We start from the raw sequence: 16,932 nt of genomic DNA, 5'->3' as shown, positions 1-16,932 counted from the left end.
TAGTGTGCTTTTTTGTTTGGACTAAAGTGGGCAAGAGTGAATAACTTATTTCATTTTCTAATACGATTAAATAGGAAGTAATCACTTGTTACTACTATGACAGAGAAAGAGGTTGAATACGTGAATCGGTGTATTCGTATCATTTTGATTAGCCTAATGATGGCAGTAATTTGGTTTACGATACAAGAGTTTATGCAAATAACGCTCAATTATCAAATTCATGACTTGTTAATAGGAGCTATTTGTTTTACCATTGTTTATCTATTATATGATAAACTCGGACTAAGGTAAGTTTCAGAAGAAAAATGTAGGTATTTCATTTGAAATGTCGAATAGTACATACGATGTCGTAATAACAAATTTTCTATTGTTTACTGTGAAACAGAAGAAGGAGAGATAGTGGTTATGAAACGAGCTCTTATTAATATTGATTATACATATGATTTTGTAGCGGAAAAGGGTGCTTTAACTTGCGGGAAACCAGGACAGGAAATTGAGAAGGAAATTGTACATATAACGAAGCAATATATTGAAAATGGAGATTACGTTGTCTTTGCTATTGATAAACATGAAGAAAATGATGCATATCATCCAGAATCAAAGTTATTCCCACCTCATAATATAGCTGGTACAAGTGGAAGAGATTTGTTTGGTGAATTACAAGATGTGTACGAAACATATAAAAATGCAGAGAATGTATATTATATGGACAAAACGCGATACAGTGCGTTTGCTGGAACGGATTTAGAGATGAAGCTAAGAGAAAGAGGAATAGAAGAAGTTCATCTTGTAGGTGTTTGTACTGATATTTGTGTTCTTCATACAGCAGTAGATGCTTATAATAAAGGGTTTAAAATTGTTGTTTATGAAAAGGCGGTTGCATCTTTTAATGCACAAGGGCATGAATATGCACTTGGACATCTTAAGTCATGCTTACATGCAGAAGTGAAGTGAAAAAAGAGGCCTTTAAAAAAGGTCTCTTTTATTTGTCCATGTTCATTGAAAACAGCTACAGCAACTCCTGCTAGATTGAGTGGTCTTGATCCGACAACTTTTCTAAGTTCTTCAATATATCCCATTGTATGTAACCTCCGTAAGAAAAAATAAGAGCAAATAAACTATTCGTTATTATGTAAATATATTCCTCTTTATAAGGGGAGAGATGACATATAACTTATTTGTTTTATTTGGTAAAATATACATCAAAAAAGGTCAAACAAAAACTTTGACCTTTTTTGACCAAATGTTATAATAAAGGCAGAAAGAGATAATCCTTTCATTCATAAATAATAAGGAGGAAAAAATATGCGTAATTTATTTCCAGAGATAACAAAACGTCAAAATGGCATTTTTGATTTTGGGCCTTCTTTATTAGAAGGGATGACAGATGCTTTCTTTAAGCCACTGAACATGGATACTTTTAAAGTAGATGTTCATGAGCAATCTGGTAAATATACTGTGAAAGCAGATTTACCAGGTTTTCAAAAAGAAAACATTCAAGTTGATTTTGAACAAGATATATTAACGATCCAAGCAACGAATCATAATGAAGTAGACGAAAAAAATGAGAATGGCACATATATTCGTAAAGAACGTTCTATAGGTTCTGTAACTCGACGCTTTAATTTTAAACAAGTTGAGGAAGAAAATGTTAAAGCAAATTATAAAGATGGCGTACTGACAATTGAATTGCCAAAATTGAAAGAAGAAAAAAGTAGTAAGACAACAATTAATATTGAATAAAAGAGCTGATAAATTCAGCTCTTTTTTTACGTAGTTAATGAATAAATGAGTTGAAATCGTAATGAGATGAATAAAGTTTTAACGTATAAAAAAATTTCACGATTCGCTCCCCCTTAGGTTATTAAAAAGGGTATATTTAAAGGGAAAGGAAAAAGAACACCTAGACATACTGTTTAAGGTGAATTAGTAATAGAGTCAAAATACATAGTAAGGATAGTGGCATTTTAGATTAGGATAATAGATTTTTCTGGAACAAACTTAGGCGATTATGAATTTTTTAATTAGTAAGGAAGTGGTTAAATGAGCTTATTAACGTATACTGAAGAATTTTTTAATTATGTAAGAGAGTTTTTACTTTTAAGATTTTTACTATTTGCTTTAGTTTTAATCATTATTTCTTTTGTAATAAACCGTATTATTGATTGGTTTTTTAGGAAATCAAGCTTTTTTGATGAAGAGGTAGAGCAGACGATTCAAAGTGTAATTCGATCTATTTTTAGATATATCATTATCATCAGTCTTATCATATATTTAATTAGCCAATTTGTAGATATAAAAAGTATTATTGCAGGTGCAGGGATAGCTGGAGTTGTCATCGGTTTTGCTGCACAACAGATGCTAAAAGATGTTATATTAGGCTTTGCAAGATTAGCGGACAAAGAGTTTCGGGTTGGTGATTTTGTAACTTTTAACGGAACAAATTCAGGAACTATTGAAGAGATTAGTATTCGTTTTATGCAAATTCGTGAATGGTCAGGAAAACTACTTACCATCCCGCACGGAGAGATTAGAACGATACAAAATTTTAATAAAGGATGGATGCGTGTAATTGAACGCATCACGGTAAGTTATCAGGAAGATCCAACAAGAGTGAAGGAATTGTTAGAAGAAGTATGTGTTATATGCAATGAAGAATTGAATCAAACTCTTTATAGAGTAGAGGATGAGGCTGTTGAACCATTTAAATACGTCGGTGTTACAGACTTAAATCCTAACTTGAAATATGTTGGCTATGAATTTTGTATTACAGGTTTAATAAAGCCAGAAGATTATTTTGAAACTTCTAGACAAGTAAGATTTGAATTAATGTCTATGTTCCATAAGAATCAAGTGCAAATGCCAGCAGCGAATATGGTTGTTACTACTGAAGGTTTACAGCATATCCATGGTGGACAATCTTTATCGGACAGCTAAAGTAGAATCGTTTGTTAACAAAAATTCTGCTTCCAACATTGGATAGAATAACAATAATAAAATGATTGATATAAAGAAAGGGCTGAAGGAATTCGGTTCTTTTTTTATTTATAGAATTTAGAAATTTCTTAATGTTATAATTGTAGTTGGTGATGAGAATGAACTTTGAAGAAAAAGAGATGCGTCGTTTAGAAGCATTAAAAGAAATTGCTGAATTATTAAATGAAGCAACAAACTTACAGGATATGTTAGAAAAAGTGTTGCATACATTGTTACAAGTAATGAATTTACAAACAGGGTGGATATTCTTTATTGATGAAAGTGGAAAGCACAGCATGCTTGTAGACGAAAATTTACCAGAGGCTCTTACGTGGCAAAAGAAGAAGCCGATGTGTGAAGGAAACTGTTGGTGTGTAGAACGTTTTGTGAATGGGAGATTGGAAAAAGCGACTAATATTATTGAATGTAAGCGAATAGAAGATGCAATTGAATGTAATTGGGGAGAGACAGAAGATGTTACACATCATGCGACAATTCCGCTTAGGTCTGGATCAGAAAAATTTGGTCTACTAAATGTGGCTGCACCTCATAAGACTCATTTTTCTGAGGAAGAGTTAGCGTTATTAGAATCAATTGCATTTCAAATTGGAACGACAATACAACGTATTCAATTAGTTGAGAAAGAACGTAAATATGTAGTGGTAGCGGAAAGAAATCGACTTGCACGTGATTTACATGATTCAGTAAAACAATTGTTATTTTCTATTATGCTAACAGCGAAAGGTACTCTGAATATGACGCAAGATAGAGAATTGCAAGAGATGTTAAGTTATATTGGGGAATTATCACAAGAAGCATTACAAGAGATGACGCTATTAATTTGGCAATTAAGACCTGAAGGATTGGAGAAAGGATTAGCAGAAGCAATTCAAAATTACGGGAAGTTATTAGGAGTTCAAGTGGAAGTTCGAATTGATGGGATGGTTTCAATTGGGGATGAAATAGAAGAAGTTTTATGGCGTATTAGCCAAGAGGCGCTACATAATTGTAAAAAGCATGCTTCGTGTGAAAAGGTACATATTCTTTTGAAAATAGAAAATAACCAGTTACATTTTTATATAGAAGACAATGGAATAGGATTTATACAAGAACAAGTAAGGGAATCAGCACTTGGCCTGAAAAGTATGAAGGAACGTATTCAGTTAATGAAGGGATCGTTTCAAATTATAACAGAGCTGAAAAAGGGTACAAAAATAGAAATTCAATTGCCGATTTGAAGGGGAGAATAAGGTTGAAGATTAAACTGCTACTAGTTGAGGACCATCATATCGTTCGAAGAGGACTTGTATTCTTTTTGAAAACGAGAGAAGAATTTGAAATTATTGGGGAAGCGGAAAATGGCGAAGAGGCATTACATTTCATGCAAAAAGAAAGACCAGATGTCGTACTAATGGATGTATCGATGCCGAAAATGGATGGAATTGAGGCAACAAAACGTCTAAAGCAATATGATGAGACAATAAAGGTACTTATATTAAGTAGTTTTTCAGAGCAAGATTATGTTATACCAGCACTTGAAGCTGGAGCAGATGGTTATCAATTAAAAGAAGTACAACCTGAGCAACTTGTCGCTTCTATTATTGCAGTACATCAAGGAAATGCGAATTTTCACCCGAAAGTAACACCTGCATTAATGGGGCGTTCTGCAGTAAAGAAGGAAGTAGAAAATCCTTTTTCAATGTTAACGAAAAGAGAGCAAGAGGTACTTCGCGAAATTGCGAAAGGAAGAAGCAACAAGGAGATTGCAGCAGAACTTCATATTACAGAACAAACTGTGAAAACACACGTTTCAAACGTTTTAGCTAAATTGGAAGTGGATGATCGTACGCAAGCCGCATTATACGCAGTGAAACATGGAGAGAATTATTCATAAGCATGAATAATTCTGTTATATCGTATGACAGAATACATAGGAGCAATTAAAATTTATAGTAATCCCTAATATAGGTTTTTCTTCTTTCGATAATTAGGTACAATAAAGTGAAACTCTAATCAGTGGGGGACCATCCCCACTGATGATTAGTTTAACTAATCGGTTTTTACAGGATAAAGCTACGATGGAAGGGGAGGATATGCTATGCCTGGTACAAGAAGTGGGATTGGAAAGATTCAGGCTTCGTTAAATGGTTTATCACCGAAATTGCGAAGTATTGCCGAACATATTTTGAAACATCCACAAGATGTTGTACATAAATCTATTACAGAATTAGCTGAAGTTACGAATAGTTCCGAAGCTACGATATTCCGCTTATGTAAAAACCTTGGTTTGCAAGGTTTTCAAGATTTAAAGATTACATTAGCTCGTGAAATTGTACATACACCGATGCAAAATATTCATGAAGAGGTATCAGCAGAAGATAGTATGGTAACTGTTGCTAAAAAAGTTTTTCATTCGCATATTACAGGACTGCAAGATACTTTACATTTGCTTAATGAAACGGCACTTGAGCAGGCTGTACGAGCCTTACAAGAAGCAAGTCGAATTGAGTTTTATGGAAATGGTGGCTCTGGTATTATTGCAATGGATGCGTATCATAAGTTTATGAGAACGGGTATTTCTTGTATCGCTCATACTGATTCGCATTTTCAAATTATGGGAGCAGGTTTACTCTCAGAAAATTCAGTTGTTATTGGTATTTCTCATTCTGGTAGCAATAAAGGATTACTTGAAGCGTTAGAAGTAGCGAAAGCAAGAGGAGCCAAAATTATTGCGATTACGAGCTATAAGAAATCAGCATTAAGTCAACTTGCTGATATAACGTTATATACATCAACACGTGAGACTGAATTCCGCACAGAAGCAAGTTCATCACGATTAGCACAGTTAAGCTTATTAGATACTTTGTATGTAGGGTTGTCGTTGCAGCGACAAGAGGAAACTCTAAAAAATTTACAAAGTATACGTGAAACGATTTCGATGAAGCGAATATAAAAAAAGCTCTTCAAATGAAGAGCTTTCAGACTGTAGACAAACTATTTTTGGAGAGTTCAAATGCTAAAAATAGTTTGTTTCTTATTTTAGGGATAATTTATCCAATGGAATTTATATGTAGTGCTTTCTATACTATAATTTACTATAAGTGAGGAAGATGTCTTATGAAAATATCTGTTTATGTTGCAAGTGCATTTAGCAAGGAGCATAAAGGCGGAAATAAAGCAGGAGTGGTATTTATTGAGAATACAAATACATTGACCACTACTCAAAAAATCGAAATAGCCAAACAACTGGGTTATGCGGAAACCGCATTTATATCAGAATCTGAAATTGCTGATTATAAATTTGAGTATTTTACTCCAAAAGAAGAAGTTGATTTATGTGGTCATGCCACAATTGGCTCTTTCGCGATACTGATGCATTTAAATAAACTTTTCAGGAATCGCTATACGATTGAAACGAACAGCGGTGTTCTTACTATCACTATAAAAGATGACATCATATTCATGGAACAAAATAAACCGAGATTCTATGATGTTGTATCTCCAAACGAGTTCACCGACTGTTTTGATAGTAAAGATATAGACAATAAATACCCAATTCAAATTGTCTCCACTGGCTTAAAAGATATTTTAATTCCTATAAAAAGCGAAATACAATTACATGCACTGCAACCTAATTTTGAAAAAATTAAAGAAATCAGCAAGTATTATAATGTTGTCGGGATGCATTTATATACTTTTAATGACAATCGAATTATATGCAGAAATTTTGCTCCACTATACGACATTAATGAAGAAGCAGCGACTGGAACTTCAAACGGTGCATTAGCTTGCTATCTTTATGAACAGCACTATTTGCAAAAAGAAGTCTATGTATTTGAACAAGGTTATTCTTTACACTCGCCTTCCGAAATATTAGTTAAATTAGCAACCAATAGCAAGAATAAAATAGAAAAAGTTTATGTTGGTGGCAAAGGCTATTACTGTGAAACTAAGTGTTTAAATATAGAAAATATTGAGTGAAGAGCTTTTTTATCGATGAGAAGTTTGTTACTTTATTTTCTTTTAGAAATGTATGACTTACTTATAGTCAGTGATAAACTCTCATTTTTAAAAATTTAAAATAAAGACCGATTTATGTAATAATTCAAATATTGTTCATAATTTCACAAATTGTTTATGAAGTGTCATGTTATGATGAAGATGTAATGATGATTGAACACTTAAATTTGGTACAATAACTAGCCAAAGTAGTGAAGAAAGTAGTTGTGAGATAAACTCATTAAAATGCTAAAACACTAAAGGGGAGATCACATATGAAAGCAGTAGTGGTTAATAAAAACAGCAAAGCAAACATCGAAGTGATTGAAAAAGAATTACGTCCGTTACACTCAGGTGAAGCGTTAGTAGATGTAGAGTATTGTGGAGTTTGCCACACTGATTTACACGTTGCGAATCATGATTTTGGTAACACTGATGGCCGTATTCTTGGTCATGAGGGTGTAGGTATTGTTACGAAAATAGCTGATGATGTTACTTCACTAAAGATAGGTGACCGTGTAAGTATTGCATGGATGTTCCAATCTTGTGGACGTTGTGAATATTGCGTAACTGGTAGAGAAACATTTTGCCGTGAAGTTAAAAACGCTGGTTATTCAGTGGATGGTGGTATGGCTGAACAATGTATCGTTACAGCTGATTATGCGGTAAAAGTACCAGAAGGATTAGATCCTGCTCAAGCATCATCAATTACTTGTGCTGGTGTAACTACATATAAAGCTATTAAAGTATCAGATATTAAACCTAGTCAACCTATTGTAATCTATGGCTGCGGTGGATTAGGTAACTTAGCTATCCAATATGCTAAAAATGTATTTGGTGCAAAGGTAATCGCAGTAGACATTAATGACGATAAATTAGCCTTAGCGAAAGAAGTTGGTGCTGATATGACTATCAATCCAATTTCTCAAGGTCCTGCTGATAAAATTGTGCAAGAGAAGTTTGGTGGCGCTTATGCTGCGGTAGTAACAGCAGTCTCTAAAGTAGCCTTTAACTCAGCAGTTGATGCAGTACGTGCTTGCGGTAAAGTAGTTGCAGTAGGGCTACCAGTAGAAACAATGGACTTAAACATCCCACGACTTGTACTGGATGGAATTGAAGTAGTTGGTTCTCTAGTTGGTACTCGTAAAGATTTGGAAGAGGCGTTTATGTTTGGGGCAGAAGGAAAAGTAGTGCCGGTTGTTCAAACTTGTTCGCTAGATAAAGTACAAAATGTATTCGAAGAAATGGAACAAGGTAGAATTCAAGGGCGTATGGTAATTGATTTTAAAAAACATAATTGTGATTGCAAATAATTCACTTTAAATATAAAAAACATGAGTCTAGCAAAGGACATGTAAAAAAGTTAGACAGCATAAGAAGATGATCCCTGTATTTAATAGGGATCATCTTCTTTATTTTCTACTAATATCGATGCCAATTAATACTTCATTAATGAGAAATGATTAAAGGTTTACTTTATTTGCAAACGAAAAGGAATCTTTATGTTTAACAAATTTTTTATGATCTGGAACGTTTTGAATTGCTACAATTTGCGAATCTCTTGCTTTCAGTGCATCTTGAATCCCGATGGTCATAAGCTTAATAAATAGAATCGTAATAAAGAATGAAGCGAGAGTATAAAAAATAATCCACCATGAAAGATTCATTTCATTACGATTTAATCCAATAAGACCTGCCCAATCATTAGATAGAGAAACAGGTTTGAGCACTCCGTCATAGAGTTCACGCATTTGTATGCCGCCAATTACAATGTTAAGCAACGCTAAATGGATAACGAGTATGAGTGTTTGGACGATATGTTCCATAAATAATACAAATAAGCGGTCAAGTAATAAGACTCGTAAGTGTTTTTTTATAATATGAAAACGACTAGCCCCCAGTAATTGTGAACTTAAGATGTAATCTTGTTTCATAAATTCATCAACCTCTGAGGATATGTATAAAGAAAGTGTAGGCAGAGCGACGAAAATAAGTACGAGTACTTGATAAAACGTAAATGAAATATTTGGATCTACCCCATCAGCATTTGATGTGATTATAATATTAACGGGCGTGATGAGTATGAATGCGATAAATAGAGTTGGAATGTAATAAAAAACTTCTGAGCATGACTGGAAAAATCTCTTGAGTTTTGGAGCAAATAAACTTAAGAGGATTCCTATACATGTTCCGCATAAAATTCGAAAGAAGCTAATTGCCATGGCTAATAAAATAGTGAATTTTGCTCCTTCTACAATTTGTAAGAAAACAGACTCTCCAAAACGATCAGATCCAAAAGGTGGAATTAACGATGGCGGAAAGGGGGCCTTTCCAAGTAATTCGTTATTGTCATTGTAAAGTAACTGAGGAGGTTTTGGGATGTTATCTTTAAAGAACCAACTATAAATAAAACTAGCTGAAATAAGTATGAATAGATAAGTAAAGCCGATTAAAAAGCGTTTTGATTTCCAAATAGATTTCATAATGATACTCCTTTCAATTGCTTTTTCCATCTATTCATCATGAATGAGACTATTTGGAAAATAGCATAAAATGGTAAAATAATCATAACAAGTATGATAAATGCAGCTGGAGGTGAAACAAACGCCTTATTAAATAAAAATTGAATAATGCCTTCCATATTAAAAACAAATTCTAAAATGAATAAATTAGAAAGTAAGAAAACAAAAATCGTTTTTAAATGGTGGAAGAAGTGGATAGATATATTTTTGAATAAATGAATGCATAGTATATAACTTGATGAAAGGCCTTTTCCATATGCAACCTCTACGTAATGTTTTCCTTGCTCTTCTTTTATGTATAACACCATCATCCGAAACATTTGTAATGTAGGTAAGACAGCTAATGATAAAATAGGGAGTAAATAAGCTCGATTTTCATTAAAGGAAATAATAGTGACAGGAGATTCCCCAAATTTCTGAAGTACCCATATGAAAAATATTTGCAAACAGATCATCATCATCATATCAGGGACAGCTTCTAATATGAACACAATTCGGTTTATCCATTTTTTTATATAATCTTTTGCTAAAAAATAAAAAAATGCCATGCTAGATGATAAAAAGAGAGCAAGAAAAAAGGCTAAAAATAATATAGTAAATGAATATAGGTAAGGTTCTAAAACAGTTGGAAATAATGGTGTTTTTTTGAAATGGCCAAACTTCGGGTCTGATCCTATAATCACTAATGATTCAGGGGAAAAAACTTGTTTTAACATAGTAACGGTCTGATTAAAAAAATAAATTGGTTGAAAGGTAAATCCTTGTTGAGTGATAAATAAATAAGGTAAATTTAATAATAGTAAGAGTGATAAAAGAATTGATGAAAGCTTAATTGTGAATTGAGATATTTTATTTAACATTAAATCCCTCCGACATCTTTTTACAACATTATACAATAAATTTCGTGTTATTATTTTTATTTTTCTGAAAAATAAAAATACTTTTCGGTTTTATAGTATGCAAGATATATTTACAAGATAAAAAAGTGATAGTAGGGGGCCACGCTCTATGTTTATCAAGATAAAAGACTAGTGAACCTAAAACAATAAATATGAGTAAAATGCACAGAATTCTCATTCTGCGGTTAGTTACTTTTCTTGGCTTGATGGTGATGTTACGTGACCGCTAAAAATGAATATTGCTTTTCAACTTTTTCTTCAAGCAAATAAGTAGAACGTATGGAGGATTATGTATGTGTTGTTAATGAGAGGAAAGAGTGTATTGCGTAACGAATATAACGTAATTTTACCGCATGGAAAAGCTAAATTTAGTATATAAGTGAAATGGAATGAGGGGATTTATTTTTGGTATGAAAAAAATTTTCTTTTTATAACTTGATAAATGAAAAAATATTTTATATACTAATTCATGTAAACGGTTTACTAAATCGTATTTTGCTAGTAATGAAGGGAAGATTCGCATGGAAACAAGGGGGAGAGTAATCGGGATTGATATCGGTACCACAAGTACAAAAACGGTTGTGTTCACAGAAAAAGGAAAAGTCATTGCATCACATGCAATCGATTACCCAATTATTCAACCGAATGTAGGATGGGCTGAGCAAGATCCTGATGTAATATGTGCCGCTGTATACAAAAGTGTAAGCGTTGCCATTGAAAAAGGTAATGTATTACCAGAAGATATTTCTTCAATCGGTATTAGTACAGCTATGCACGCATTAATTGCAGTAGATGAAAATGGTACGCCATTAACGCGTTCTATCATTTGGGCAGATAATCGAAGTACGAAGCAATCAGAAAAATTATTACAACAAATGAATGGGCATGAAATTTATAGACGTACAGGTACACCGATTCATCCGATGTCACCACTTTCTAAATTGTTATGGATGAAAGAAGAGGAACCAGAGTTATATACAAGTGCCTATAAATTCATTTCCATTAAAGAGTATGTGATTTACCAATTATTTTCACGCTACGTAGTTGATTATTCGATTGCTTCTGCTACAGGGTTATTTAATTTAGAAACATTAAACTGGGATGAAGATGTTTTAACTATGTTACATATGTCATCAGAAAAATTATCAACCCCTGTACCAACTACATATATTTTATCAGGTATGAAGCCAGAGTTAGCACAGAAGATGGGGATAAGTGCAGAAACACCAATTGTCATCGGAGCAAGTGATGGGGTTCTTGCAAATGTAGGAGTTGGTGCGATATCACCGGGTGCGGCTGCAATTACGATTGGAACGAGTGGTGCGGTTCGAACAATCTCATCAAATATAAATACAGATGAGAAAGGGAGAACGTTTTGTTACGCATTAACAGATGAGCACTGGGTAATCGGTGGTCCAACGAATAACGGCGGAATATTACTGAGATGGTTACGTGATGAATTTGGTAGTCCAGAGCAAGAAGTAGCAAGAAAGCTCGGCATTGATCCTTATGATTTATTAATTAAATATGCAGAAAGCGTACCAGCTGGAGCGGATGGGCTATTGTTCTTACCTTTCTTATCTGGAGAACGCGCACCTTACTGGAATGCAAATGCTCGTGGTACATTCTTTGGAATCAATCTTCAACATAAGCGAGAACATTTTATACGTGCAGTGATGGAAGGTGTTTGTATGAGTGTATATTCAGTAGCACTCGCAATCAGGGATTGTACAGGGCCACTTACTGAAATACGAGTTTCAGGAGGGTTTGCAAAATCTGCATTTTGGAGACAAATGTTGTCCGATATGATGGGAAAAGAATTGCTTGTACCTGAAAGTCATGAAGCATCTGCGCTTGGGGCAGCGGCAGTTGCTTTATATGCTGTAGGAAAAATTGATTCTCTTGAAGAGGTAAAGGATTGGATTGATATTGTCCATCACCATGTACCGAATAAAGAAAATACGGCTATATATTTAGAAATGTTTTATATGTATGAACGACTTTACAATCGCTTGAAAGAAGAATTTGATTGTATAGCTGCTTTCCAACGTAAACAATAGGGGGATTGGGAGAAATGGTAGTTGGGATCGTACTAGCGGCAGTTGTCATACTACTTTTACTTATTACGGTAGTAAAATGGCATCCATTTGTCGCATTAATTTTAACAGCAATTGGTGTAGGATTAGCAATGGGAATGCCTTTAATTGGAACTTCACCAAAAGATCCAGGGATTATTGATTCTATTAAACTAGGGCTTGGTAATACATTAGGGTTTTTAGCAATAGTTTTAGCACTAGGAACGATGCTTGGAAAAATGATGGCCGAATCTGGTGGTGCTGAACGTATCGCTAACACATTAATTAATCGTTTTGGGAAGAAACGAGTTCACTGGGCGATGATGTTCGTTGCATTTTTAGTAGGGATTCCGGTATTTTTCCAAGTTGGATTTGTACTATTAATTCCGTTAGTATTTACAATTGCGTTAGAAACTGGGGTATCACTTATTACAATTGGTATTCCGCTAGTAGCAGGACTGTCAGTCGTACACGGACTTGTTCCACCGCATCCAGCGGCAATGGCGGCAGTTGGTATTTTTAAAGCAGATGTAGGGAAGACAATTTTATATGCGTTAATTGTCGGACTTCCAACTGCAATTATTTCAGGTCCACTTTACGGGAAATGGATTGGTGCTCGTATACATAAGGAAGTACCATTAGATATAGCGGAGCAATTTGTTGAAAAAGATAATAAAAAAGAGCTTCCTAGCTTTTGGAATACATTGTTTACAATTTTACTTCCAGTATTTCTTATGCTTGGTGCATCAATAGCAGAAGTTGCATTAAATAAAACGAGTCAACTAGCACAAGTATTACACTTTATTGGAGATCCGATTGTGGCTTTATTAATTGCAACCATTTACTCTTTCTTTAGTCTTGGATATGCAAAAGGTTTCTCAAAAGATAAAGTGTTACAATTTACAAATGATTGCCTTGGACCTATTGCAAACATATTGTTAGTGATTGGTGCAGGCGGCGCATTTAATAAAGTATTATTAGATTCTGGAATTGGAACGACAATTGCAGATATGGCGAAAGAATCACATATTTCACCGATATTATTAGGGTGGGGAATTGCGGCACTAATCCGAATTGCAACTGGATCGGCAACTGTTTCTATGATGACAGCAGCTGGTATTGTTGCGCCGATTGCAGCAAGCACACCAGGTGTAAATGTTGAATTATTAGCACTTGCAACTGGTGCAGGGTCATTAATTTTATCACACGTGAATGATTCAGGATTTTGGATGATTAAAGAGTATTTCGGAATGACTGTGAAAGAAACATTATTAACATGGACTGCAATGGAGACTATATTATCTGTAGTAGCACTTGGGCTAATTTCGATATTAAATATATTTGTATAGAATAGGAGATTGATTAATATGAAACTAGGTTTAATTGGATTAGGAAAAATGGGATTTCCATTAGCTGAACACTTATATGAAGACAAGCATGAAGTAGTTGTATACGATGTAAATAAAGAGCTTGTTGAAAAGGCAGGAAAACTAGGAATTACTGCACGTCATACATTAAAAGAAATGATTGCTGAACTAGAAGCTCCTCGTACAATTTGGGTAATGGTGCCTGCAGGAGAAGTTGTAGAGTCAGTACTAAAAGATGTATATCCATTATTAGATGAAGGTGATATCGTTATTGAAGGCGGAAATTCATTCTATAAAGATACGTTACGCCGTGCTGAAGAAGCAAAAAGCTTCGGATTACATTATGTAGATATCGGTACATCAGGCGGTGTAGAAGGAGCTAGATACGGTGCTTGCTTAATGGTTGGTGGAGAAAAAGAAATTTACGACCAATTAGAACCTTTATTTAAAGATTTAGCAGTAGAAAATGGCTATTCTTATGCTGGCCGTGTTGGTAGTGGTCATTTCTTGAAAATGGTTCATAACGGTATTGAGTACGGCATGATGCAAGCAATCGCTGAAGGATTTGAAGTACTAGATAAGAGTGACTTTGATTTCAATTATGAAGATGTTGCAAAAGTATGGGCTAACGGATCAGTTATCCGTGGTTGGTTAATGGACTTAACTGAAAAAGCATTTGCAGAAGATCCGAAACTAGATGGCATTAAAGGTGTAATGAACTCTTCAGGAGAAGGAAAATGGACTGTTGAAACTGCACTTGAACTTCAAGCTGCAGCACCAGTTATCGCTATGTCATTATTTATGCGCTATCGTTCTCAGGAAGATGATACATTCCATGGAAAAGTAGTTTCAGCATTACGTAATCAGTTCGGTGGACATGAAGTTGTGAAAAAATAAGGATGTTTTTAAAAAGAAACTTGTGTATAAGCGCAAGTTTCTTTTTTATAGTTTAAGAAATTACTAATTTAAAAATACCAATCAATCATCGTTTTTTTGTCACAAATGATAGCTTCAACGTTCATTGAATGAACAATATATTCTATATTTTCTTCTTTAGCTAATAATAAGGTTGTAAAGGAATCGTATATACTCATAAACGCATACTCATTATCTTCGCCAGTAATAATTAACTCATTATTGCTAATGTCCCAAATATCTAATGGAGTAGTATTATTTACCTGTAATAATCCGTTTGTATCAAGAATTGGTTCAGAGAAATATAGATTTTTTGCACCTTTAGAACCGAGGAGTTTAAGTAATTTGTGTAATAAAAATATAGATGTATAATCTTCTGTTGGATAATAAAGATCTTTTTTTAAGTTTGAATGTAGCTTTTCAGCTAAATCCTCTCTTTTATATTCTTCTGAAAGGGCACTAATGGAAGTCAACATGGCCATTGCTAGGTCTGCGTATGAATGTAATCCACTACAAGACATCATTTCCTTCCAAGAAACGGATTTCCCATTATAAATGATTTCTTCAGCGCTAGGATAGATGTGCTCATATGGTCTTTTTCTCACAGACTTTTCCCATCCTAAAGGCATTTGGATAAAAGGATGTAGCAATATAGCTGCAGATTTAAAGTTTCTTTGTAGTTGTTCTAAAATTGGTGATTTGTCATCTAGCCAAATGTAATCCAACAAAATATAACCTCCTCTTAGACTTTGAAATGTACGGATTCCCGTATTATGTTTTTTGTATTGATTGTATCAAATATAAAGCGAAGCATGAAATATGTCCCAACATAAAAGTAAGAATAAATAAAATGAAGTTTTCATAAATAGTAAAAGGGTGCTTATGTCATCAGTATAGCTAAGAAATGTTGTTACATATGAGAAGAGCGTGTTAATAAAATATGAGGTGGTTAAATGGGAAATGAGCAAGTGAAGTCTGTAAAGGAAGAAAAAAAGTTATGTCTTTGTATGATCGTTAAAAATGAGTCTAGAATTATGGAAAGATGTTTAAATGCAACAAAATCAATTGTAGACTTTGTTTCTATTTGTGATACTGGATCGACGGATAATACGCCTGAAATTATTGAAAATTGGTGTAAGGAAAATGAGATACCTGGGACGGTTCATCATGAGCCGTTTAAAAACTTTGGTTATAACAGAAGCTTAGCTGTTTCGTTAGCGCAAAAAACATACCCAGAAGCAGATTATTTATTAATATTAGATGCGGATATGATTTTAGAGGTTGATCCGAATTTCGATAAAACGAGCTTAACGGAAGATCATTATCTTACATTACAATATGATGTTCATATTAAATATTGGCTTACACGTCTTTTAAAAGCTTCTTTACCATGGAAATCTGTCGGTGTTACTCATGAGTATTGGGATATAGATCGTTCAAAAGTTGGAGCGAATTACAATACGAGGGTAGCTCGGTTAGAGACTCTTGTCGTGAATGATCCCGGAGATGGCGGGAGCAAAGCTGATAAATTTGAAAGAGATGAGAGGTTGTTGTTACAGGGAATAAACGACCCAGAAACAACGCCAGATTTGCATATAAGATATTTATTTTATTTAGCTCAGACTTATTTTCATTTAAGTCAATTTGAGAATTCAATTAAATGGTATAAAAAACGTGTGGAAGCAGGAGGATGGGTTGAAGAGGTATTCTATTCGTTATTGCGAATAGGATTTTGTTATGAGCAGTTAGCAAATCGTTCAGCAAATAAACAAAATGAAGTGACAGATGCTGATGAAAAAGAAACTGTTAAAGGGCAAGAAGAGCAATATTTAGCGTTAGCTGTTTTTTATTTTCAAAAAGCTTGGGAATATAGACCAACCCGGGCTGAACCATTATACCAACTTGCAAGGTTGTATCGATTACGATCTCAAAACAATATTGCTTTGATGTATGCTCTGCAAGGGAAGGAAATTCCTTTTCCAAAGGATGATCTACTATTTGTAGATTATCATGTGTATGATTACTTATTTGACTATGAAATTTCTATTAGTGCTTTCTATATACCTCATAAAAAACATTTAGGGGCGGTGTCGCAAAAGTATTTGGAATCGATAAAAGAAAAGATTCCATTTCATATAGCAAATATAGTAGAGAATAATGCGAAATTTTATTAAATACA

Annotated in this window: 16 protein-coding genes and 1 pseudogene; 13 read left to right on the top strand and 4 right to left on the bottom strand. The window is 34.0% G+C overall.

Annotation, left to right across the window (positions count from 1 at the left end):
* Nucleotides 1-96: 96 nt before the first annotated feature.
* Complete coding sequence (locus tag ACTFSL_RS15080) at nt 97-291, top strand: hypothetical protein (RefSeq protein WP_017674122.1); 195 nt, start codon at nt 97-99, stop codon at nt 289-291.
* 114 nt (nt 292-405) lie between these two features.
* Complete coding sequence (locus ACTFSL_RS15075) at nt 406-954, top strand: cysteine hydrolase family protein (protein ID WP_098584533.1); 549 nt, start codon at nt 406-408, stop codon at nt 952-954.
* Nucleotides 955-983: 29 nt separating this feature from the next.
* Here ACTFSL_RS15075 and ACTFSL_RS15070 read toward each other — a convergent pair.
* Nucleotides 984-1,079: pseudogene (locus ACTFSL_RS15070) on the bottom strand (DNA mismatch repair protein MutT); the annotation flags it as partial.
* Nucleotides 1,080-1,305: 226 nt separating this feature from the next.
* Here ACTFSL_RS15070 and ACTFSL_RS15065 point away from each other — a divergent pair.
* From ACTFSL_RS15065 to adhP, 7 genes are all read left to right on the top strand, one after another.
* Nucleotides 1,306-1,743, top strand: coding sequence for an Hsp20/alpha crystallin family protein (locus tag ACTFSL_RS15065; RefSeq protein WP_001245055.1), 438 nt, complete (start codon nt 1,306-1,308; stop codon nt 1,741-1,743).
* 300 nt (nt 1,744-2,043) lie between these two features.
* Nucleotides 2,044-2,937: a mechanosensitive ion channel family protein gene (locus ACTFSL_RS15060; RefSeq protein ID WP_000055427.1), complete on the top strand. Its 894-nt coding sequence runs from the start codon at nt 2,044-2,046 to the stop codon at nt 2,935-2,937.
* A 179-nt stretch (nt 2,938-3,116) separates the two neighbouring features.
* A complete protein-coding gene (gene casK / locus ACTFSL_RS15055; RefSeq protein WP_170879395.1) occupies nt 3,117-4,214 on the top strand; it encodes a two-component system sensor histidine kinase CasK in 1,098 nt (365 codons plus the stop codon).
* A gap of 14 nt (nt 4,215-4,228) precedes the next feature.
* A complete protein-coding gene (casR, locus tag ACTFSL_RS15050) occupies nt 4,229-4,870 on the top strand; it encodes a two-component system response regulator CasR (RefSeq protein WP_000694623.1) in 642 nt (213 codons plus the stop codon).
* Nucleotides 4,871-5,074: 204 nt separating this feature from the next.
* Nucleotides 5,075-5,929 (top strand): MurR/RpiR family transcriptional regulator, encoded by an 855-nt coding sequence (locus ACTFSL_RS15045; protein ID WP_001119646.1) that lies wholly within the window; start codon nt 5,075-5,077, stop codon nt 5,927-5,929.
* Nucleotides 5,930-6,093: 164 nt separating this feature from the next.
* On the top strand, nt 6,094-6,957 hold the full coding sequence (locus ACTFSL_RS15040) for a PhzF family phenazine biosynthesis protein (protein WP_000704348.1): 864 nt from the start codon (nt 6,094-6,096) through the stop codon (nt 6,955-6,957).
* Nucleotides 6,958-7,250: 293 nt separating this feature from the next.
* Complete coding sequence (gene adhP, locus ACTFSL_RS15035) at nt 7,251-8,288, top strand: alcohol dehydrogenase AdhP (protein WP_000649120.1); 1,038 nt, start codon at nt 7,251-7,253, stop codon at nt 8,286-8,288.
* Nucleotides 8,289-8,438: 150 nt separating this feature from the next.
* On the opposite strand, the gene ACTFSL_RS15030 is transcribed toward adhP, so the two are convergent.
* Nucleotides 8,439-9,458 (bottom strand): ABC transporter permease, encoded by a 1,020-nt coding sequence (locus ACTFSL_RS15030; RefSeq protein ID WP_000836565.1) that lies wholly within the window; start codon nt 9,456-9,458, stop codon nt 8,439-8,441.
* Nucleotides 9,455-10,357 carry an ABC transporter permease subunit gene (locus tag ACTFSL_RS15025; RefSeq protein WP_000932683.1) on the bottom strand — a complete coding sequence of 301 codons (903 nt, stop codon included), beginning with the start codon at nt 10,355-10,357 and terminating at the stop codon, nt 9,455-9,457. Before ACTFSL_RS15025 ends, ACTFSL_RS15030 begins: the two co-directional genes overlap by 4 nt.
* A 560-nt stretch (nt 10,358-10,917) precedes the next feature.
* Here ACTFSL_RS15025 and gntK point away from each other — a divergent pair.
* The 3 genes from gntK to gnd are packed head-to-tail and all read left to right on the top strand — an operon-like array spanning nt 10,918 to nt 14,735.
* Nucleotides 10,918-12,456 (top strand): gluconokinase, encoded by a 1,539-nt coding sequence (gntK, locus tag ACTFSL_RS15020; RefSeq protein WP_000450007.1) that lies wholly within the window; start codon nt 10,918-10,920, stop codon nt 12,454-12,456.
* A gap of 14 nt (nt 12,457-12,470) precedes the next feature.
* Complete coding sequence (locus ACTFSL_RS15015) at nt 12,471-13,820, top strand: GntP family permease (RefSeq protein ID WP_000260208.1); 1,350 nt, start codon at nt 12,471-12,473, stop codon at nt 13,818-13,820.
* An 18-nt stretch (nt 13,821-13,838) separates the two neighbouring features.
* Complete coding sequence (gnd, locus tag ACTFSL_RS15010; RefSeq protein ID WP_000765995.1) at nt 13,839-14,735, top strand: phosphogluconate dehydrogenase (NAD(+)-dependent, decarboxylating); 897 nt, start codon at nt 13,839-13,841, stop codon at nt 14,733-14,735.
* Between the two features lie 68 nt (nt 14,736-14,803).
* On the opposite strand, the gene ACTFSL_RS15005 is transcribed toward gnd, so the two are convergent.
* Nucleotides 14,804-15,481, bottom strand: a complete 678-nt coding sequence (locus tag ACTFSL_RS15005; protein WP_088338512.1) for a DUF2711 domain-containing protein — start codon at nt 15,479-15,481, stop codon at nt 14,804-14,806.
* A gap of 225 nt (nt 15,482-15,706) precedes the next feature.
* Here ACTFSL_RS15005 and ACTFSL_RS15000 point away from each other — a divergent pair, with 225 nt between their 5' ends.
* On the top strand, nt 15,707-16,927 hold the full coding sequence (locus tag ACTFSL_RS15000; protein WP_000526219.1) for a glycosyltransferase: 1,221 nt from the start codon (nt 15,707-15,709) through the stop codon (nt 16,925-16,927).
* Nucleotides 16,928-16,932 lie beyond the last annotated feature (5 nt).

Origin of the sequence: Bacillus cereus group sp. MYBK108-1, assembly GCF_051917185.1 — a bacterium.
Lineage (GTDB): Bacteria > Bacillota > Bacilli > Bacillales > Bacillaceae_G > Bacillus_A > Bacillus_A cereus.
Note: the sequence above shows the minus strand (reverse complement) of the source record. Positions and strands in the feature narration are given on the sequence as shown.